The 20554-nt window shown below is 61.1% G+C and carries 21 protein-coding genes; 5 read left to right on the plus strand and 16 right to left on the minus strand.

Features of this window, described 5'->3' with window-relative positions; genetic code table 11:
- Positions 1-131: 131 nt before the first annotated feature.
- Positions 132-1079: an amino acid ABC transporter substrate-binding protein gene (locus J7548_RS18915; protein WP_290977651.1), complete on the minus strand. Its 948-nt coding sequence runs from the start codon at positions 1077-1079 to the stop codon at positions 132-134.
- Here J7548_RS18915 and J7548_RS18920 point away from each other — a divergent pair.
- Positions 1079-1420, plus strand: coding sequence for a hypothetical protein (locus tag J7548_RS18920; protein WP_290977653.1), 342 nt, complete (start codon positions 1079-1081; stop codon positions 1418-1420). The genes J7548_RS18915 and J7548_RS18920 overlap by 1 nt on opposite strands.
- 128 nt (positions 1421-1548) lie before the next feature.
- Here J7548_RS18920 and J7548_RS18925 read toward each other — a convergent pair whose 3' ends face one another.
- The 4 genes from J7548_RS18925 to J7548_RS18940 form a co-directional block, all read right to left on the minus strand.
- Positions 1549-2478 (minus strand): amino acid ABC transporter substrate-binding protein, encoded by a 930-nt coding sequence (locus J7548_RS18925; RefSeq protein ID WP_290977655.1) that lies wholly within the window; start codon positions 2476-2478, stop codon positions 1549-1551.
- 78 nt (positions 2479-2556) lie between these two features.
- Entirely contained in the window at positions 2557-3849 is a 1293-nt protein-coding gene (locus J7548_RS18930; protein WP_290977657.1) for a Glu/Leu/Phe/Val dehydrogenase, read from the minus strand.
- Between the two features lie 253 nt (positions 3850-4102).
- A complete protein-coding gene (locus J7548_RS18935) occupies positions 4103-5092 on the minus strand; it encodes a LysR family transcriptional regulator (RefSeq protein WP_290977659.1) in 990 nt (329 codons plus the stop codon).
- A 93-nt stretch (positions 5093-5185) separates the two neighbouring features.
- Complete coding sequence (locus J7548_RS18940) at positions 5186-7090, minus strand: ABC transporter ATP-binding protein/permease (protein WP_290977661.1); 1905 nt, start codon at positions 7088-7090, stop codon at positions 5186-5188.
- 153 nt (positions 7091-7243) lie between these two features.
- Here J7548_RS18940 and J7548_RS18945 point away from each other — a divergent pair, with 153 nt between their 5' ends.
- The 4 genes from J7548_RS18945 to J7548_RS18960 all read left to right on the plus strand — a co-directional run bounded on the left by J7548_RS18945 (position 7244) and on the right by J7548_RS18960 (position 10394).
- A complete protein-coding gene (locus J7548_RS18945; protein ID WP_290977663.1) occupies positions 7244-7714 on the plus strand; it encodes an acyl-CoA thioesterase in 471 nt (156 codons plus the stop codon).
- Between the two features lie 99 nt (positions 7715-7813).
- Positions 7814-8767 carry a 2-hydroxyacid dehydrogenase gene (locus J7548_RS18950; RefSeq protein ID WP_290977665.1) on the plus strand — a complete coding sequence of 318 codons (954 nt, stop codon included), beginning with the start codon at positions 7814-7816 and terminating at the stop codon, positions 8765-8767.
- 10 nt (positions 8768-8777) lie between these two features.
- On the plus strand, positions 8778-9743 hold the full coding sequence (locus J7548_RS18955) for a 2-dehydro-3-deoxygalactonokinase (RefSeq protein ID WP_290977667.1): 966 nt from the start codon (positions 8778-8780) through the stop codon (positions 9741-9743).
- 24 nt (positions 9744-9767) lie between these two features.
- Positions 9768-10394: a 2-dehydro-3-deoxy-6-phosphogalactonate aldolase gene (locus J7548_RS18960; RefSeq protein ID WP_290977669.1), complete on the plus strand. Its 627-nt coding sequence runs from the start codon at positions 9768-9770 to the stop codon at positions 10392-10394.
- A 114-nt stretch (positions 10395-10508) separates the two neighbouring features.
- Here the strand turns inward: J7548_RS18960 and J7548_RS18965 are convergent, their stop codons facing one another.
- The 11 genes from J7548_RS18965 to J7548_RS19015 form a co-directional block, all read right to left on the minus strand.
- Positions 10509-12212: a long-chain fatty acid--CoA ligase gene (locus J7548_RS18965; protein WP_290977671.1), complete on the minus strand. Its 1704-nt coding sequence runs from the start codon at positions 12210-12212 to the stop codon at positions 10509-10511.
- A gap of 572 nt (positions 12213-12784) precedes the next feature.
- Positions 12785-13303, minus strand: a complete 519-nt coding sequence (locus tag J7548_RS18970; RefSeq protein ID WP_290977673.1) for a phage virion morphogenesis protein — start codon at positions 13301-13303, stop codon at positions 12785-12787.
- 92 nt (positions 13304-13395) lie between these two features.
- Positions 13396-14676, minus strand: coding sequence for a PBECR2 nuclease fold domain-containing protein (locus J7548_RS18975; RefSeq protein WP_290977675.1), 1281 nt, complete (start codon positions 14674-14676; stop codon positions 13396-13398).
- Between the two features lie 2 nt (positions 14677-14678).
- On the minus strand, positions 14679-16244 hold the full coding sequence (locus J7548_RS18980) for a DUF935 family protein (protein WP_290977677.1): 1566 nt from the start codon (positions 16242-16244) through the stop codon (positions 14679-14681).
- The gene (gene terL, locus J7548_RS18985) at positions 16231-17991 is read right to left on the minus strand and encodes a phage terminase large subunit (protein ID WP_290977679.1); all 1761 of its coding nucleotides are present in this window, start codon (positions 17989-17991) and stop codon (positions 16231-16233) included. Before terL ends, J7548_RS18980 begins: the two co-directional genes overlap by 14 nt.
- Positions 17984-18478: a DUF1804 family protein gene (locus J7548_RS18990; RefSeq protein ID WP_290977681.1), complete on the minus strand. Its 495-nt coding sequence runs from the start codon at positions 18476-18478 to the stop codon at positions 17984-17986. The genes terL and J7548_RS18990 overlap by 8 nt, the downstream gene beginning before the upstream one ends.
- Positions 18478-18816 (minus strand): ArsR family transcriptional regulator, encoded by a 339-nt coding sequence (locus J7548_RS18995; protein ID WP_290977683.1) that lies wholly within the window; start codon positions 18814-18816, stop codon positions 18478-18480. Before J7548_RS18995 ends, J7548_RS18990 begins: the two co-directional genes overlap by 1 nt.
- The gene (locus J7548_RS19000; protein ID WP_290977685.1) at positions 18816-19148 is read right to left on the minus strand and encodes a hypothetical protein; all 333 of its coding nucleotides are present in this window, start codon (positions 19146-19148) and stop codon (positions 18816-18818) included. The genes J7548_RS18995 and J7548_RS19000 overlap by 1 nt, the downstream gene beginning before the upstream one ends.
- Complete coding sequence (locus J7548_RS19005; protein WP_290977686.1) at positions 19145-19678, minus strand: lysis system i-spanin subunit Rz; 534 nt, start codon at positions 19676-19678, stop codon at positions 19145-19147. The genes J7548_RS19000 and J7548_RS19005 overlap by 4 nt, the downstream gene beginning before the upstream one ends.
- Positions 19675-19908, minus strand: coding sequence for a hypothetical protein (locus J7548_RS19010; protein WP_290977688.1), 234 nt, complete (start codon positions 19906-19908; stop codon positions 19675-19677). Before J7548_RS19010 ends, J7548_RS19005 begins: the two co-directional genes overlap by 4 nt.
- Before the next feature lie 12 nt (positions 19909-19920).
- A complete protein-coding gene (locus J7548_RS19015; protein ID WP_290977690.1) occupies positions 19921-20553 on the minus strand; it encodes a transglycosylase SLT domain-containing protein in 633 nt (210 codons plus the stop codon).
- Position 20554 lies beyond the last annotated feature (1 nt).

Raw genomic sequence — 20554 nt, forward strand, 5'->3', positions numbered from 1 at the left:
GCAACCGTCTTCGCCGGCCGGTTAAACAAAACGGGGGACAAGGCCCCCCGTTTCGTCAAGACGGGCTATCCGTCTTGCGATGGAACGGGTCGCCCCGCTCCATCGCCCATTGCGCAAAGGCAATCAGCCGATTACTTCTTGCCGGCCGATTTCTTCTGCGCTTCCGGAACCACCGCATAAGCGGACGGCTCGCCCGAATCGGTCGGCTTGGCCAGCACGGCCAGCAGTTCCTTGCTCATCGGCACGTTCAGGTTGATGCCCTTGGGCGGGATCGGCGAGGTGAACCACTTGCCATAGATCTTCTTGATCTCGTCGCCCTTGTAGACCACGGTCAGGGCATCGTCGACCACCTTCTTGAAGGCGTCGTCGCCCTTCGGCAGGATCAGGCCGTACGGCTCGACCGACAGCGCTTCCGCGGAGATCTGGTAGTCGCCCGGCGCCTTGGAGTTGGCGGCCAGGCCGGCCAGCAGGATGTCATCCATCACGAACGCGGCGGCACGGCCGGTTTCCACCATCAGGAAGGCTTCGGCGTGGTCCTTGGCAGCCAGGATGTTCATGCCCAGGTTGCGTTCCGTGTTCAGGGAAGTGATCTGCTTCAGGTTGGAAGTGCCCGAGGTCGACACGATGGTCTTGCCCTTCAGGTCGTCCAGGGTCTTCAGGTTCGCGGCCTTCTTCGACAGGAAACGGTTGGCGGTCACGAACTCGGTCACCGAGAAGGACACCTGCTTCTGGCGCTCCATGTTGTTGGTGGCGGAGTCGCAGGAAATGTCGGTGGTGCCGTTGGCGATCAGCGGGATACGGGTAGCCGAAGTCACCGGAACCATCTTGATGTTGAGCGAAGTCAGGCCCAGCTTCTTCTGGATCGCGGTAGCGGCCTTCAGGCACAGGTCGATCGAGTAGCCCTGGTAGGACTGCTTGTCATCGAGGTAGGAGAACGGAATCGAGGAATCGCGCACGCCCAGAGTCAGGGTGCCGGAGTCCTTGATCTTCTTCAGACGGCCGGAAAATTCCTCTGCATGAACCGAACCCATCAGCACGCTTGCACCGACCAAAACCCCTGCTAGCTTCAATAACTTCATTGTGTGACCTCCTGGAAAAATTTTTACGTAGTGTACCAAAAGCCCTATTCCAAAAACAGCCTGAGCCGCTGATGGAGCAAGGCTTGCCGGCCCTGTTGCCATGCCTGTTTTTTATTATCGATGCCATATCTTCGCTGGCTTTTTTTCATCCGCTTGCGTCCGTCGCCGCCATCGATGGCAGCGGCCCGGCACACAGCAGTGATCTTCCATGGCTACATGCGGCGGGCGGCATTTTACGACATATGTCCGCGCCATCCATCCCGCAGTGCGCCAATATTCCCATTACTTCGACAGCTTCCATCATCGGACCGCACCGCGGCGGCCACTTCCCCGATGGATAGCGCATGCCATCTTACATGAGCATCCGGCTTCGCCGGTCATGCTTTCGCGGCATCGCCTCCGGCGGATTCATGCCCATGACCGCCACAACCAGCCCTTTTCACAGCAATATCCATGCCAGAAAAGCCATTTACTGCGTGATCTTGTCCGATGGGAAGCGGAACGAATCCCGCAACACGTATCCCATCGGCAGATTCAAGGTCCGTTTGCGCGCTCCCGCCGGCCGCATGAACCAGCGATCGTACATGCCGTAGATCTCGCCGTCGAAAATCATGCGCGCCATCTCGCGATCGACCACCGCCTTGAACGCGGCGTCGTCCTTGCGCATCATCATGGCATAAGGGTCGACCGACAACGCCTCGCCGACGATCTCAAGGGAGTCCGGATTCTTCATGTCGGTGCGGTATGAATACAGCAGCACATCGTCATCGGCATAGGCGTCGGCGCGCCCATCCGCCACCATTGCCATGGCATCCGCATCCGTCGCGGTCTCGATCCAGCGCATGCCGAGCACGCCCGCGGCATCGCGCGCCTTCACATACGGCAAGACCGCGCTGCCGCGCAGCGTCACCATGCGTTTGCCGCGCATGTCGAGCCACGAGCGGATGCCCGAGTCCTTGCGCACCAACATGCGCGTAGTCGTATAAAAGTGGGGAATGGTGAAATCGAAACGGCTTCTGCGCGAAGCGTTGCTGGTGGTCGAGCCGCACTCGATGTCGGCGGCGCCGCTGGAAATGGCCTCGAAGCGGCCATCGACGTCGACCTGCAGGTACCTGACCTGCAACTGGGAAAGCCTGGTTTCGCGCCGCACCGCGTCGGCGATCTTGCGGCAAATCTCGATGGAATACCCTGCGGCCTTGCCGTCGCCATCGGCCTCGGCGAAAGGGAAGTGGCTGGCCGGATAAGCGATCACCATCGTGCCGGTGCGCCGGATCTTGTCCAGCGTGCTTTCGGCGTGCGCCGACAACGGCGCCAGGCACAAGCATGCCAGCACCGCCATGGACAGTTTGGCGCACCGCACGGCATCAGCGCCGCCGGTGCGCGCGCGCGCACGAACCACGTCTCCTCCCTTACCGCTTTACGCAGCCGGCGATCTTATATTGCCGCCTTGGCTGCCAATATTTGGAACAAAGCCCGATTACGGGTACAAACCTCGCATTTCACGCGCCTGCAGCACGCGTGTGCAAGCCACGATGAACGCCGCCGTACGCAACGACACCTTCTTGTCGTCGGCCAGCTGCCACACGGCCGCGAAGGCTTCGCGCATGATGCGGGTCAGGCGCAGGTTGATCTCGTCCTCGGTCCAGAAGAAGCTGGAGAAATCCTGCACCCACTCGAAGTAGCTCACCGTCACGCCGCCGGCGTTGGCGATCACGTCGGGCACGATCAGCACGCCCTTGTCGCGCAGGATGTCGTCGGCCGCCGGCGTGGTCGGGCCGTTGGCGCCTTCCAGGATGATCTTGGCCTTGATGTTGCCGGCATTGGCTTCGGTGATCTGCTGTTCCAGCGCGGCAGGCACCAGGATGTCGCAGTCGACCGACCAGAACTGTGCGCGGTCGGAGATCTCGTCAGCGCCGGCGAAGCCCTTCACGCTGCCGTTCTGCGCCACATAGGTCTGCAGCGCCGGGATATCCAGGCCGCCGGCGTTGAAGACGGTCGTCACATGGTCCTGCACCGCCACCACCTTGGCGCCGGCTTCGGCGAACAGGCGCGCGGCGATGCCGCCGACGTTGCCGAAACCTTGCACGGCGACCTTGGCATCCTTGATCTCCAGGTTGCGCTTGGCGGCCGCTTCGCAGCCCACCACGAACACGCCGCGGCCGGTCGCTTCATGGCGACCCAGGCTGCCGCCCAGCGAGATCGGCTTGCCGGTCACCACGCCCGAAGAGGTGCTGCCCTGGTTCATGGAGTAGGTGTCCATCATCCACGCCATGATCTGCGAATCGGTGTTCACGTCCGGCGCCGGGATGTCCTTGTTGGGGCCGATGATGATGCCGATTTCGCTGGTGTAGCGACGGGTGACGCGCTGCAGTTCGCCGCGCGAGAGGGTCTTGGGATCGACGCGGATACCGCCCTTGGCGCCGCCGTAGGGAACGTTCACCGCCGCGTTCTTGATGGTCATCCAGGCCGACAGCGCCATCACTTCCGACAGCGTCACATCCTGGTGGAAACGCACGCCGCCCTTGCCGGGGCCGCGCGAAGTATTGTGCTGGACGCGATAGCCTTCGAAGTGGGCGATGGTGCCGTCGTCGCGCTCGATGGGGACGTCGACCACCAGCATGCGCTTGGGACGCTTCAGGGTTTCCACCCAGCGCGCCAGCGAGCCCAGGTAGGGCGTCACGCGGTCGATCTGCTCAAGGTAGACGCCCCACGGACCGATGCCGTGCGGGACGAGGTAGGAAGGCACTTCGTGGTTAGGTACGTTCGACATGATGCATCGCTCCTTTGGTTTGCCGTGCTGTTCAAGACGCTGCAAAGAAATCGGGACCTGCTGAGCATGGTACTCCGCCACAGCCAACGATCAAGGCTTATCGCTCCCGCGGATATTGCATCGCGCAAGAACGGGAAATTCTCTCCGTCCGAATCAGCGACGCCATCGTAGCCAGCGCGACAATGCAAGGCTAATGCTTTATGCACATGTAACTATGCATAGGATGCATAACCATCCGAACGCCTCTTCCGGCTCAGGAAGCGCGCTTTGCGGCGCCGCGCGCCTGCTTCTGCGCCCCGCCCTTTTGCCGTCCGGCGCGCGCCTCATCCTGTTCCACCAGGTACTCCCACAGGCGCGCCACCAGGGCCTTGCCGACGCGCTGCGCAGTGGGCCGCTCACGGTACAGGCGGATTTCCATCTCGACCTCCCATTCGCCGGCCGGTCCATCGGTGCGCGCCAGCTGCCGGTTGCGCACTTCGCGCACCACCGACGACTCCGGCAGGAAGGCCACGCCGTGCCCCTCCAGCGCCATCATCTTCAGGCTTTCCGACATGTCGGTCTCATAGTGCTTGAGCAGGTGCAGCGGACGCTTCACATCCGACATCATCAGTTCCACCATGCGGCCCAGGTAGGCGTTGCTGGTATAGGAGAGGAACGGCACCGGATCCTTGGAGGTGCCGGGGAACACGTAATCGGGCTTGCCGTTGCGGTCGCAGCGCGAGTACGGGCGCAGCGTCTCGGTACCCATGGTCAGCATATCGTAGCGGCTGGCATCGAGCTGCACCGGCTGGCGCGGGTGGTGGTAGCACAGCAGCAGGTCGCAGCCGCCCTCGACGATAGTCATCACCGCGTCGTGCACGTTCAGGGCGATCAGGCGCGTGTTGATGGAACCGAAACCGGACTCCAGCGCGCTGAGCCACTTGGGCATGTAGGTCAGCGAAAGCGTATGCGGCACCGCAAAATCGATGGTGGTCTGCGCCGTCGGGCGCTTGCCGCGCAGCAGCGCGCGGGTGTTGTTGATCTGCCCCAGCATCTCCACCGCCTGCTCGTAGAACACTTCGCCCGCCGCGGTCAGCCGGGTCGGGTAGGAAGTGCGGTCGATCAGGTCGGCCCCCAGCCAGGCCTCCAGCGACTGGATGCGGCGCGAGAAAGCCGGCTGCGTGACATGCCGCAAATCGGCGGAACGGCTGAAACTGCGGGTTTCAGCCAGGGAGACGAAATCTTCAAGCCATTTGCTTTCCATTGCCCGCCCACTTTTCGTTCTTATCGGAATTGTTGATGCGATGATGCGAATGGCCGAATTGTGCCGCAGCGCCCACCGCTACGCCAGCACCTCTTAACGGCTGGCCGCCGGCATCAGAACGCTAGGTTCGCCGCCGTCATCCGCCGCCGGCTTGTCCACAGGCGCATCCGGCAAAGGCGAAGCCCCCTCGTCGTCGGCGCCGGCCTGCTGGCGCAGCCACATCTGGGCGTACAGGCCGCCGGCCATCAACAGCCCGGCATGCGTGCCGCGCTCGACGATGCGGCCATGGTCCAGCACCAGGATCTGGTCGGCATCCACGATGGTCGACAAGCGATGCGCGATGACCAGCGTGGTGCGCTCGCGCGCAATGTCCGACAGTTGCTGCTGGATCGCCTGCTCGGCGCGCGAATCCAGCGCCGACGTGGCCTCATCGAAGATCAGGATGGCCGGATCCTTCAGCAGCGTGCGCGCGATCGCCACGCGCTGCTTTTCGCCACCCGACAGCTTCAGGCCCCGCTCGCCCACCATGGTGGCGTAACCGTCCGGCAGCGATTCGATGAACTCATGGATGTAGGCCGCCTTGGCGGCCGCCACGATCTGCTCGCGGCCGGCGCCCGGCTTGCCGTAGGCGATGTTGTATTCGATAGTGTCGTTGAACAGGACCGTGTCCTGCGGCACGATGCCGATGGCCTGGCGCAGCGAAGCCTGCGTCACCTCGCGCAGGTCCTGGCCGTCGATGCGGATGGCCCCGCGGTCGACATCGTAGAAGCGGTACAGCAGCCGCGACAGCGTCGATTTGCCCGAACCGCTGTGGCCGACCACCGCGGTCGTGGTGCCGGCCGGCACCGTGAAATCGACGTCGAACAGGATCTGGCGCTTGCTCTCGTAGCTGAAATCGACATGCTCGAATCGCAGCGCCGCGCCCTGCGTCCTGAGCGGCGCGGCAGCGGCGCCGTCGGCCACTTCGCGGTTCTCTTCCAGCAGCGCGAACAGGCGCTCCATGTCCGCCAGGCTCTGCTTGATCTCGCGGTAGAGCACGCCCAGGAAATTGAGCGGGATGTAGAGCTGGATCATGAAGGCGTTGACCAGCACCATGTCGCCCAGCGTCATGGTGCCGTCGATCACGCCCACCGTGGCGCGCCACAGGATCAGCGTGACCGCGATGGCGATGATGGCCGACTGGCCGGTGTTCAACAGCGACAGCGAACTCTGTGACTTGACCGCGGCGCGCTCGTAGCGCTGCAGGCCTTCGTCGTAGCGGCGCGCCTCGAAATCCTCATTGCCGAAATACTTGACCGTCTCGTAGTTGAGCAACGAATCGATGGCGCGGGTGTTGGCGCGCGAATCCAGGTCGTTCATGGTGCGGCGGAAATGCGTGCGCCATTCGGTGACCGTGATCGTAAACAGGATGTACAGCGCTAACGCGCCGGCCGTGATGGCGGAGAACCAGATGTCGTAATGCAGCATCAGGTAGGCCAGCACCAGCACGATTTCGATGATGGTCGGCAAGATCGAAAACAGCGTGTACGACACCAGCGTGGAAACGCCGCGCGTGCCGCGCTCGATGTCGCGCGTCATGCCGCCGGTCTGCCGGTTCAGGTGGAAACGCAGCGACAAGGCGTGCAGGTGCCGGAACACCTGCAGCGCGATGGTGCGCACCGCGCGCTGGGTCACGCGCGCGAACATCAGTTCGCGCAGTTCCGTGAAGACCGAGGTTGCCAGCCGCAATGCACCGTAGGCGACCAGCAAACCCAGCGGCAGCACCAGCAAGGCTTGTGGATGCGCAGCGCTCACGCTCATCTGGTCGACCAGCTTCTTCAGGATCAGCGGCACGCCCACATTGGCCAGCTTGGCGCCGACCAGGAAGGCCAGCGCCAGCATCACGCGCCATTTATAGGTCCACAGGTAGGGCAGCAGCGTCTTGACGACGGCCCAGTCGCTGCGTTGACGCGGCGCAGCATTGGTTGGCGAAGAGGAGGGATGGGGATGGCGGCGCATGGGATGGCTAAAAATGGCTGGCAAAACGTGCCGTCAACGGCGGCAAGGCCCGCTGTAGCGAAGCAACATCCGATAAACTAGGCATTCGCGCCAGCGAAATTGAAACTGGAATTATAAGAGTCCGCAGGACTTCACGCTCTCAAGGGAAAAACCATGACCACACCGACCCGAACCCGGCTGCCCGCCGGCAAATCCCCGCAATTGCGCGTCATGCCCATGCCGGCCGACGCCAACGTGTACGGCGACGTCTTCGGCGGCTGGATCATGGCCCAGGTCGACGTGGCCGGCTCGCTGCCCGCCACGCGCCGCGCCAACGGCCGCGTGGCCACCATCGCCGTCAATTCATTCCTGTTCAAGAATCCGGTGTTCGTGGGCGACCTGCTGTCCTTCTACGCCGACATCGTCAAGGTCGGCAACACCTCCATCACCGTCAATGTCGAGGTATATGCCGAGCGCAACCGCCTGCAGACCGAGATCGTCAAGGTCACCGAAGCCACCCTCACCTATGTCGCCACCGACGAGAACCGCAAGCCGCGCCCGCTGCCGCCGCTGGAGCAGGACGCCGATGGCGACGGCGACATGAATCTCCCGCAGGACCTGGGCGGCGGCTGGCAAGCCGTTTGATGGCAGGCGCGGCCGCAATGTTGAAAAGAATTCAGCACGCGGGCCGCGCTTAGTTTGTATCGTTACACTCCCCTCATTCATCGTCACCCGATTTCCGTCATGTCTTCCGCCACTTCTTCCCGCCCCGATGTCCTGATCGTCGCACGCCTGCCGCAACACCTGATGCAACTGCTGCACGACAATTTCAACTGCCACAACCTGCTCGACGGCCTGAGCGAAGAGAAGCTCCAGCAGATCGCCCCATCCATCCGCGCCATCGCCGCCAACGGCGAGGCCAGGGTGCCGCGCGAATTGATGGCGCGCTTCCCGGCGCTGGAGATCGTCTCGGTGTTCGGTGTCGGCTATGACGGCGTCGACGTGCCCGCCGCGCGCGAACGCGGCATCCATGTCACGCATACGCCCGACGTGCTCACCGACGACGTCGCCGACATGGCCATCGCCCTGCTGCTGGCCACCGCCCGCAACGTGGTGCGCGCCGACCGTTTCGCCCGCGGCGGCGAATGGAAGAACGGCCCCTTCCCCTTCACCACCAAGGTCAGCGGCGCCAAACTGGGCATCGTCGGCCTGGGCCGCATCGGCGAAGCGATCGCCCGGCGCGCCGCCGGCTTCGACATGGATATCGCGTACCACAACCGTTCGAAAAAGGACGTGCCCTATACCTACTACGGCGACATCAAGTCGCTGGCGGCGGCGGTCGACTTCCTGGTGATGATCACGCCCGGCGGCGCCGGCACGCGCGCCCTGGTCAATGCCGAGGTGCTGGAGGCGCTGGGACCGAAAGGCTTCCTGATCAACGTGGCGCGCGGCTCGGTGGTGGATGAAGCAGCGCTCACCCGCGCGCTCAAGGAGGGCAAGATCGCCGGCGCCGGCCTGGACGTGTTCGAGAACGAACCCAACATCCCGGCCGAACTGGCGGCGCTGGACAATGTGGTGCTGACCCCGCACATGGCCAGCGGCACGCTGGTCACGCGCACCGCGATGGCCGACCTCGCCTTCAACAACCTGCAGGCGCACTTCGCCGGCAAGCCGGTGCTCACGCCGGTGCCGAACTGAAGCGACGGCCATGGCTGACACCACCAAACTGATCGCGCTCGACTGGGGCACCTCGTCGCTGCGCGCCTATCGGCTGGGCAGCGACGGCACGGTGCTGGACAAGCGCGCGCTGCCCTGGGGCATCATGAACCTGCCGGTGGTCGAGGCCTCGGCCGCCGGCGCCAAGGCCGGTTTCGAACAAGCCTTCAGCGAGGCCTGCGGCGACTGGCTGCAGGATGCGCCGGCGGTTCCCGTGATGGCCGCCGGCATGGTCGGCAGCGCCCAGGGCTGGCGCGAAGCCCCCTATCTCGACGTGCCGCTGCGCATCGCCGACATCGGCGCCGGCCTGACCGCGGTTCCCACCCGCGGCGGCGCCGTGCTGCACATCGTGCCCGGACTGATCGAGCGCGGCGCGCTGCCCAACGTCATGCGCGGCGAAGAAACGCAGGTGGTCGGGGCGCTGCAGGACGGCGCCGGCGAGGAACTGCTGATCGGCCTGCCCGGCACGCATTCCAAGTGGGTGCGCATCGCCGGCGAACGCTTCATACACTTCGACACCTTCATGACCGGCGAGGCCTATGCCGCCCTGTCCTCGCATACCATCCTCGGCCGCACCATGCAGCGCGGCGCGGATTTCAACCCGCAAGCCTTCGAACGCGGAGTACGGGTAGCCGCCGGCGGCGACGGCATCAACGGCGTGCTGTCGACCGTCTTCAGCACGCGCACGCTGGGGCTGACCGGCGCGCTGGACGGCGCGGCCCAGGCCGACTACCTGTCCGGCCTGCTGATCGGCCATGAGCTGGCGGCGCTGCGCGGCAGCCGCGCGGCGGCAAAGCTGGACGCCGCCCCGCGCATCGTGCTGATCGGCGACGGCAAGCTGTGCGAGCGTTACCGGCAGGCGCTGGCGATCCACGGCTACAGCCATGTCGGCATCGCGGCGCAAGCGACCGAACGCGGCCTGTGGAAGATCGCCGTGCAAGCGGGACTGGTGCGCTAACGCGATAAAGAAAGGAAAGAAGCCATGTTCAAAGAAGCCATGAAGCAATGCCGGCTCATCGCCATCCTGCGCGGGGTACGCCCCGACGAGGTGGAGGCGATCAGCCGCGCCATCTACGATGCCGGGTTCCGCATCATCGAAGTCCCGCTGAACTCGCCCGAACCGCTGGAGAGCATCCGCATCCTGCGCAGCACCTTGCCGGCCGACTGCGTGGTCGGCGCCGGCACCGTGATGTCGCCGGCCCAGGTGCAGCAGGTGGCGGGCGCGGGCGGCCAGTTGATCGTGATGCCGCACAGCGACCCGGCCGTGATCCGGGCCGCCACCGATGCCGGCCTGGCCAGCGCGCCGGGCGTGGCCACCGTCACCGAGGCCTTCGCCGCGCTGGCGGCCGGCGCCGACATCCTCAAGATGTTCCCGGCAGAGCAATTGGGCCCGGCCGTGGTCAAGGCCTGGCGCGCGGTGGTGCCGGCCAATGTGGTGCTGGCGCCGGTGGGCGGGATCACGCCGGACAATCTGAAAGCCTTCCTGCAGGCCGGCGCCAGCGCCTTCGGCCTGGGTTCGGCGTTGTACAAGCCCGGGCTGAGCGCGCAGGAAGTCGGGGCCAATGCCAAGGCGTTCATCGCCGCATTACGGGCTTGCGAAACAGCCTGATCCTCCTGTTGCCGTCCCCGCCATGCCCGGGACGACGACGAAAAAAAGCGCCGCTGCGAATACCGTCGCAGCGGCGCTTTTTTATCTGAATCCGGCCTGGCGCCGGACGCGGCATCAGGCCGCCTTCTTTTCCGCCTCCGGCTTCTTCTGCTCGTCGCGCAGCTCGCGGCGCAGGATCTTGCCGACGTTGGTCTTGGGCAGCTCGTCGCGGAACTCGATGTACTTGGGCTTCTTGTAGCCGGTGAACTGTTCCTTGCAATACGCCATCAGCTGCTCGACGGTGAGCGACTTGTCCTTGCGCACCACGAACAGCTTGACCGCCTCGCCGGTGTGCTCATCGGGCACGCCCACGCAGGCGCATTCCAGCACGCCCGGATGCTGCGCCACCACGCCTTCGATCTCGTTGGGATAAACGTTGAAGCCGGAGACCAGGATCATGTCCTTCTTGCGGTCGACGATCCTGGTATAGCCGCGCTCGTCCATCACGCCGATGTCGCCGGTCTTGAAGAAACCGTCATCGGTCATGACCTTGGCGGTCTCGTCCGGGCGCTGCCAGTAGCCGGCCATCACCTGCGGGCCGCGGATGGCGATCTCGCCCGGCTGGCCCAGCGGCACCGGCTGGCCGTTGTCGTCCAGGATGGCGATGTCGGTGGACGACAGCGGCAGGCCGATGGTGCCGCTGTACTCCTCGATGGTGCACGGATTGGCGCTGGCGATCGGGGAAGTCTCGGACAAGCCGTAGCCTTCGATGATGGGGCAGCCGGTCAGCGCCTTCCATTTGTCGGCCACGCCCTTTTGCACCGCCATGCCGCCGCCCACGCAGCAGCGGTAGCCGGAGAAATCCAGCTTGGCGAATTCGGCGTTGTTGAGCAGCGCGTTATACAGCGTGTTGACCGCCGGGAAGGTATTGACCTGGTACTTGGCCAGCTCCTTGACGAAGCCGGGAATGTCGCGCGGGTTGGGGATCAGCAGGTTCAGCGCGCCTTCGCGCGTACCCAGCATGTTGCACACCGTCAGCGCGAAGATGTGGTACAGCGGCAGCGCGCAGACGAACACCAGCTGGTCGATCGGCTTGCCCGATTTCAGCGCCGGGGTCAGCCATTCTTCGGCCTGCAGCACATTGGCCACCAGGTTGCGATGCGTCAGCACGGCGCCCTTGGCCACGCCGGTGGTGCCGCCGGTGTATTGCAGGAAGGCGATGTCGTCGTGGCCCAGCTTGACCGGCTGCAGCTGCTTGCCGGCGGCCTGCTTCAGCGCCTGGCTGAACGTGACGGCATGCGGCAGGGACCAGGCCGGCACCATCTTCTTCACATGGCGCACCACCATGTTGACGATGGCGCCCTTCACGGCGCCCAGCAACTCACCCATGCTGGCGACCACGATGTGCTTGATGCGGGTGTTCGCCACCACCTTCTGCAGCGTGCAGGCGAAGTTTTCCAGCACGAAGATGGCTTCGGCGCCCGAGTCCTTCAACTGGTGCTCCAGTTCGCGCGGGGTGTACAGCGGGTTGACGTTGACCACGGTGTATCCGGCTCGCAGGATGGCGGCGATCGCGATCGGGTATTGCAGCACGTTGGGCATCATGATCGCCACGCGCGCGCCCTTTTGCAGGCCCCGCCCTTGCAGCCATGCGCCCAGTTGGCGCGACAGCCGATCCAGTTCGGCGTAGCTCAGGTACTTGCCCATGCAGACGTAGGCGTTGCGGTCGGCATACTTGGCGAAGGCTTCGTCGATCATCTGCACCAGCGAGCCGTAGCGGCCGGGATCGATCTCGGCAGGCACGCCCGCGGGGTAGGAAGCAAGCCAGAATTTTTCCATGTTGTACCTCTGTCTCCGATCAGAACTTGCGCTGGGCTGAGCGTTGATTTGATGTCATTGCTTTGGCGCGCACAGCAAAAAAAAGCACGAGTGTTTTTTTATTTAGTGCAGATGCTATCCAGCATTGGCCGCTTGAGCAAGTAGTTTAGGAGGATTTTTACGTAAAACTTAGCCCGCTCCGGCGCGGCTCGTATTCCGCCCGTCTTGCTTTCGGGGCAAATCCGCAAGCCTTTGCATCATACCTTGGGCGCTATCGCCCGTGCGGCCACACAATGCACGACAGCAACTTATTTGCTGCGCATCACAGGGGCGCGCGTTCCACCTTGCGCTCCTTCTTGCCCGCTCCCTCCTCCGGCAGCGGAGTAGGGTAGTCCAAGAAATGGGATAGGTTTTGGCCCGAAGATTTTGAGGAAACCCGCGCCGCTGCTGGAATCCTGCTTTTGGGAATAAATTTTGATTTTGGGATAAAAGCGGGAAATAAATCGGAATAAATACCGAGAAAACTCCAAATATTCGACCGCCACACTCCTAATTTATACCGACTTTTCCATCCAGGCAGCAATCTTTAAAGATCATTTGCCCGGGCGTCGAACCCGATTTAAAACCAGCGTCAAATGGTCTTGAATCAGTTCACCGGTCAATTGCTGATCCGAGGCCGGGAACCCAACGAGTTTCCGGGATGGCAGACCGGGATGATTCACCCGCTTTCTAAACATCCCTGCGAAAGCCAGCGCCTTTGCCTTTTTCGGGATAATGACATATGGGCGCGTCCCATCATGGTGCCACACCGCCTTTTGATCGCTGAACCCCAGTCGCAAGTTGTTACCCTGCACCTGATAATTGAAGCTGCCGAGCATATCGCCGTGGCCGTAGAGCATGCGGCTTCCCCGGCGGTTGGCGAGCGTCATTGGTGCCAGCGGCTTCCAAGGCGACCCATCGGGCGCCAAGCCTTGGGCGTGGCGGTGCTGGTTGGCGTTGTACAGCGTTTCGCCAATGCTGCCCAGCATCTGCTGGGGCGTGGCTACCTCCTGGCGAATCACCTCCATGACGGCCGTCAGGTGGTCAGCTTGAAATTCAACGGTAAATTGCATAAGATTGCTCCTGTGGTGCCAGCGAGAGCGGCTCTGTCCAGCCCCTCCACAATGCGGCCACATGACGCGGCCCAGGACAGTGGCCGCGTTTTTTATTTCTTGAACAGCAAGCGGCCGATACGCTGCCGGTCGAAGTAAGCGGCCCGATTTTCCGGGCTTTTCCGGTCAGGAACGAACGCTGTAGAGCCTGTCCAGCCGGTTCTTCCCCATTCAAACGCTACCACCCCATATTCACCGCTGCCTTCCAGCTCGAAAGCGCGTAAATATCGGCGCTTGAGCAGCCAGCGGCCATTCTCGGCGCGGGATTTTTCCCAGTTCCACCAAATTTCATCCGGTTCGACCAGCGTCATCGCCAGCAAGTAGGTGTATTCCAGCCTGGAAGCCTTGTCGGGATTGGTCAGCCACTTGAGTTCACCGGCGCCGTCCTGGAACAGTGCCTTGGTGATTGCCATCGTAGTGCCGGCCGCATCGGTAAAAGCAGCGCCGCGCTCCATGCTGGCACCAAAGACATCCAGAAATTCCTTTACAGCAGCTTCGGGAGGCGTATTCGGTGCCAGCAGCAGGCTTTTCGGCACCGAGGTTGGTACCGGTGCGGCCGGCGGCGTAAAACCTGTCGGCCAGCTTGCGCCACGCTCCTTCAGCACAGCGCCATAGCCTTGCAGCGGCGGTACAGTTTGCGGTTCCAGCCAGGCTTTGCCAGGGTTATAGGCAAAGCCTGGATCGATGCCCTTGGGAACGCGTACCGTGCGCGGATTGCTGCCATTCTTGCCAACGATGCGCTCTTCCCATTCAATCGGTGGCGGATCGTCTGGCCCGGCATTCCCTTTCGCTTCCCACCGGCGTTTTGCCTCGCCACGTGACAGCGAGATAATCTTGCACTTACAGCCCCAGCCGTTTGATGCGAAATGTGTATTCCACCAGGGGCTATCTGCTGGCAGGATGGTACCGTTCCAGGCCAAGTGATGCAGTCTCGGATGCTCGGTACTGGTGTGTACATACTCCCAAAATGGCCGCAGATGCACCACATCCATCATCTGCTTATAGCGGCCGGCGTTGTACGCCTGGGTGATATTGGTATCGTAGATCACTTTGCTGCGCCAGCCAGGCGAACCATTGTGCGCCCAGCCATACTTGGCGGTGATCTCCCCGAACCGCTGGCGAAACGCCGGATAACCGGTGCCACCTTCCTGCGCCTGGCGCACAGCGTTGTAAAAATCTTCGACCAGAGCATCGTTAGCGGCACCGGCAACGATGAAGGCATGGCTATGCTGCTGCTGGTAAATGTCCGTCCAGCCAGACGATGGCAGGCGCAGCTTCCCTTTAAAAAAATCGATCGCCTCTGAGAACTGCAGGCGTGCCGGAGAAGCCGCCATACCTATTCCTCACCATCGGATGCGACAGCCGCCATGCCGGCCAGCGTGGCAGCTTCCATACCCAGCGCCATCGCTTGCGCCCAGGCCGGGTTATTGGCGCTCAAGGCTTCGATCCTGGTTACCGCTTCTTCAAAGCCACCAGACTCGGCAATGATGGCGGCGATCTGCTGGATAGCCTTTTGCTCCATAGGCGCGCACAGCGCCGCCAGTTGGGCCGTGTAAGCCGATGCGACATCAGGATCGGCTTGACGACTGGCGGTGAGTGCAGCCAGGCGTGTCAAAGCGCCTGCAGGTGTCTGAGGAACAGCCCGGCTAGATGGCACCAGCATTTTCGCTTTCTTGTCCGCCCGAGGAATCTGCATCACCTGGTGCGCATATTCGACATCAATCTCCATGCCGATATCGGCGGCTTTGGTCAGCACATCGGCCATCTTGCTCTGATCGACAGTTTCTTCCGTCAGATAGCAGAATTTCGGCAGGCGATCTTCAGGGAACATGCCATTGACCAGCGCAATAGGCCGTACCAAGTAGTTATTGATGCTGGGAGTGATCTGGCGCGCATCGTGCAACATGATCTCGCGCCGCACTTTGTCGTGAATCGCTCCCAGGGCATTGGTCGAAGTCTTGCCATCGGCTTGGCTGGTCAGCGTGCCACCCAGGATCGCCAGCGACTGCTTACGCTCCCAATATTCAATGGCCGACAGGAAGTCAGACACCGTGCCAGTCTTCGTCGCCTGGACGAATTCAATTTTCATTGTGTCGGGGATGACGCCAGCGCCATCGTGGCCGATGTTGCGCACGGCGCGCAGCAGTTCGTCGCGCTGTTTGGGTTGGATGCCGCCAGGATATTTACCCAGTCGCAACGGCAAGCCATAGACCTCCAGAAAGCGTTGCATATCGCGCACGTTGTACGCCTTATAGGCATAAGTCCAGGCCAGAACACGGAAAAGCGCTGCCTGTTCGATGTAACCCGATTTGGCGCGATGCTCATGGATGATCCATCCCCACGGCCGCAGTGGTTCCGGCATCCCCATTTTCAGAAACTGCATTTCGCCCGTTGTACGGTCAATCTGAAACATCCGCTGCGGCACCAAAAACAGATTCTGCGGTAGCCAAGTACTACCTGGTTTCCAGTCGATCTCCAGCGCCGAGAATCCCTTGCCGACAGAATCCGTCAGATCGTATTGCGCATCTTCAAAGCGCGGAATATTGCGCAGCATGTCGGCCAACTCGGTGGTGCGATCCAGTTCGGATTGGTTTGCGTCGTCATCCGGTTGCAATTGCCATCCCAGGCCCGTCACGGAACGGCGGCGTTTCGCCAATTCCGAAAAGATATGAGGATCTTGCTCTTCCACCAGCTCGAAGAGCGCAGCTTGATCGGTAATGAAGCCTTCATCGGCTGCCGCGAAAGCGGATGCCAGGCGAGATGGGTCAAGCGTGTTGACCGACGCATAATTAAGCGTATTGCCCTGCGTGGAACGGGCGCCTGCTTGCAATTTATCCAGACCGGTACGCACCACTTTATTGGCGCGAGACAGCATGGCGGTAATTCCTTTAATCATCATCATCCCAATCGTCAGAGTGGCCGCTGACGCGGCTAGTACTACGGCGATCCCGCCGTAACGGTGCGGCAGAGGTGTACAACCACTCGCCGCCGCTATATTGGTTTGCCAGGCGCCAGAGTTTTTCCAAGGCATCCGGGCCGTCATCGTGCGAGGCTTCCGGCCAGAATTTAAACTGCTCAATCAAAGTGCTTTGCGAACGGTGGGCGCGAATTTTTCCGTTGCGTACGTGCGGCTGCAGGCTGATAATTCGCAGTTCCTTTTCCACGCTCTCATCCATGCCTACCCCCGGAAAGGCAATGCCTTCCAGCGCGGCACGCTTCAACAGTTCGGTGTACATGAATTCCTGGAATTGGACGGTCTCTACCCCCCAGGCCAAACACCTGTACTCGATTTCCAGTTCGATAGCTCTACTGATGATCAGATCAGGAACGCGCCGGCAGATATCGGCCTCAACCACATCCAGCACCATCGTTTGCCGATTCAACCCTCCGACCAGGATTGCAGATGGATCGTTCTTTTTGTTCTTCTTTCCCAACGAAGGATCAATGGCACCAAAGAACAGCCAATCATTACGGCGATCTACCCAAAATTGCAGCGTCTTGAACGGTGCCGTGTCATCGTTGCCGGCTTCGTTCTGCTGTTCCTGGTTGAACGCATCGTGGTCGATAGCTCGCATGCACATCAGGCGATATATCGGGCGCACTTCCGGCCAGGACACGATGGCGCCGGCATTCATTGCTTCTTTATTGGCCTCATAAAAGGCCAGTGCTTCGGCCTCGGCGGCTTCACGCTCATCTTCATCTTCCGAAGAAGTGGCATAAATACCCTCCCACTTCTCCCATAAATCCATGCGATCAGGCCACTGCATAAATGACTTGAACACCTTTCGGCGCCAGCCTGGCTTACGAGAAACGCGATTGATCGCGGCGTCGTAGTGAAGACTGGTGCCGACCCAGAACACATCCATGCCACCGGCTGGGCCGGCCAGGCCAAGAATGGCCTTCAGCACAAAGTCTTCTACCTTGTCGCGCTGCTCTTTGTCTCGGACGTTTTCATCGTTCTCCAAGTCGTCAAGATAAATCAGGTCAGGGCGGTGTGGGCCGTTCTTCATGCCGCGCATTTTCTTGCCTGTGCCACCGACACGAATCTTGATTCCATTGGCAGTAATGATCGTTGTTGCCTGCCAGGTACGCCCCCGTCCGCACGCCTTCGGAAAATCCGCTGCGATACGCGGATTGCTATCCAACTCGGCCTTGATTGATTCCAGCATTTCGGCGGACTGCTCCAGCGTATTCATCACGATGCCAATCATCCACTTCCGCGCCTTTTTCGAGGCATGGGGAACAAGTTCAGCAAGGTAATTAGCGCGGCAAATGTTCCACAGAGCGTTAAGCTGGGTTTCGTAAGTAGATTTCGCTTCGCCGCGAGGTGCTTCGTGAACTTCGCGGCCATCTCTCGGGCCATCAATCACTTCCGGGAGGCGCTTGAATGCGAACTGCTGAAACAGCGAAAAATACGGTGTTGGAACGTAATGCGGGAAATATGTCTGGCAAAAGAACTGATAATCGCCCACAGCGCGCACACGACGGGTCTTACTAGCCACCGGATCAACCGGAAAGGCTTCACATTCCAATTCGATGGCTTGGCGCAGCTCTTCAGAAAGCCGCTCCATGCGATCTTGGAATTCTTTGAGATTCTTGACCTCAACCAGATCGCCGTATTCGTCTGACCAGTCCAGATTGTCACGCATGGCGCTTCCCAAGGATGGCAGCAATCTCCTCAAAGTGCGGCTGTAGAGCGGTCAAAGCATCGGGATCATTGCGACGCAAGAACGTCGCAATTACCTGGACAGTATCCATTGCCACCGACAAGCCGGAGAATTGCGGATTCAGGCGACTGAAGGATTTGCTGAACTTGGCATAGGCATCAGCCAACTGGGCCAGCAGTTGGGCTTTATCTCCCGCCGGCATGGTGGAAGATTCCAACTCGCGGGTGGTGGTGATCACCTGGCGCGCAAAATCTTCCACAAGCTGCTTGTTCAAGTCGTCCAGGCCTTGATCGCTGACGCGATAGGCGGCTCGGGCCGTGTCCCAGTCATCGCCCTTGGCCTGGGCGCGGCTCTTCCAGTTGCGCGCCGTCTCATAGTTCACGCCGCAGGTAACGGCAGCACCATTCAAGGGCATGCCCTCGACATATAGCTGGCGCACCTTGTCGCGGGTTTCCTGAGTGTGTGCCATCAGAGTTGCCTCAACAGGCCAATACCGGCGGCCATCAGCATTTCGTCCGGGCCCGGACGTTTCACGCCAGGAATTTGAGTCAGGCCGGCAGCGCAATCCTGGCCGCGCTGAGTCAACGAGGCCAGGACGATATCGGCGCCCTGGTATGCCAGCAAGCCTTGCTCATTCAACCAGGCTAGTTCGCCGCGCAAGGCATCCTGGGACAGCGCATGCGCATAGCGCTCGGCAAGCTGCTGGCGCACCATGCTTTCATTGGCGCGATAGCCAGGAACGGATGCAAGCACCTGCAGCACGCGCAAGCGCAGATCGGCGCGCTGCATTTTTTCGTAATCGTTCATCATCCACGCCTCCGTAAATGTTCATCAATACTGGTTAAAAGGCGATTCATGCCGGTGACCGTGCCATTCAGCATTGCCACCTCGGTCGATACCTCATTGATCTTTTCGTGAATCATCCCGAGGTCTTGATGAGTCGGCCCTCCTTCCAATTTGGTCAAGCGGTTACCGTGGTCGATGATGGATGCGGTCACCTTGGCCTCCAGCGCATCGATGCGTGCGTTGGTGGCCTTATTCTTGTTCGACAGGTACATGTAGAGCGCGACGCCCCATGTCAGGAGGAAATTGGCAACCCCCAGCAATAACGACCATTGCATGACGTCTTCCCGGATCATTCTTGTTCCTTCATTTTTCGATCAGCGGCCACCACTGCCTGGCAAGCCGTCAGTTGGTGGACGACTTCATCGGCCTCTCCGGCGAGGGAGAGAAGAAATTCAGAAGCCGGCTTCGAAAGTTGGCCTCGCGTGGCACCATCACGTCCGCCGGCGCTGGCGTCAGTTGAGCAGGTTTGGTTTCCACCGGCACCATTGCTGTTTGCTGCGCCGGCGGCAGGGTCGTACAAGCGCAGTTCACCAGAGCGCACAGCAGCGATAAAACGATCTTTTGCGAGACGTTCATTTTTCAAATCCTTTTGGTATTGGGTGGAGATTGCCGACATGTTCTTGGCATGCTTGGCCTCATCAGCGCGGGCCTGCTCTTCCAGTTCCTTGATCCGCTTATTGGCCCTGGTCAGCGTGGCGTTTTCCTTCTCCTGCCACAAAGAGTTTTCGGCCTTTTGACCGCTGCTGTATTCATGTTCGCCATACCTGAAGACGGCATATGCCAAGGCAATCAGGAGGCTAATGATGATGAGAGGATTCTTCATGGTGCGATCTGGATAGCTTGGCATTTGAAGCGGAACGTTGTGGATGGCAAAGACCATTCGCCATTGGAAACAACGGCCATCTTCTTTTGAGAATCGGTGTGTTCCAGCAGCCAGCATGCTGCTGCCGGCGATTCTTCCGGGTATGGGCAAACAGTCTTCGGTAAGCCGCGATAGGCGGCTTGCCGTGCATGCTGAGTGATTGCATCAATCGAGATAATTTGGGATGGCATGGATTTCTCCAGTCAAGTAGACGGCTCCATGACGCTACGGCCCCAGCCTTGGTAGCGAGGCTGTAGCACGATCAAGATGCGCCGTGGGTAGTCAAGGTTTTCGCGGCAGAAAGATGGGTGGCGCTTGGCTTTTCCGCAGGCGGCATCAACCGATTGATGATCGATGGCAGGCCGGACAATCGCTGCCTCCTGCTGCCAATGCCCCAGGCCACCGTTATAGGAGCGCGACATGGCCCACAATCGATCAAACTCATTCAGCCCACGTACACGGTCAAACAGCCAGCGGTCATAGCCGACTAAGGCACGCATTGCCCAGGTTGGATTCTTCGGCGCGCAAGCACTGGATGCAATGCCGTTCGTCTCACACCACCAGCGCGCCGTCGCCGGCATGAACTGCGCCATACCCAGGGCGCCAACTTGTGAGACGGCTTCAGGGTTCCAGCCGCTTTCCTGGTGAATCTGTGCGGCGAACACTGCGACAGGTGCATCCAGCCCCCAGCCTGCATGCGCTGCGCGCACCAGTTCCCCACGGTACTTTGCTGCGGATGCCGGGATGGTCTGCGCAAATACGAATGCCGAGAAAAATGTCTGGCTGATCAAATTGACGACCAGGCACAGTAAGAAACCAGCCACTTTGTCGCGCATG

Origin of the sequence: Herbaspirillum sp. (assembly GCF_017744395.1) — a bacterium.
Classification (GTDB): Bacteria; Pseudomonadota; Gammaproteobacteria; order Burkholderiales; family Burkholderiaceae_D; genus Herbaspirillum.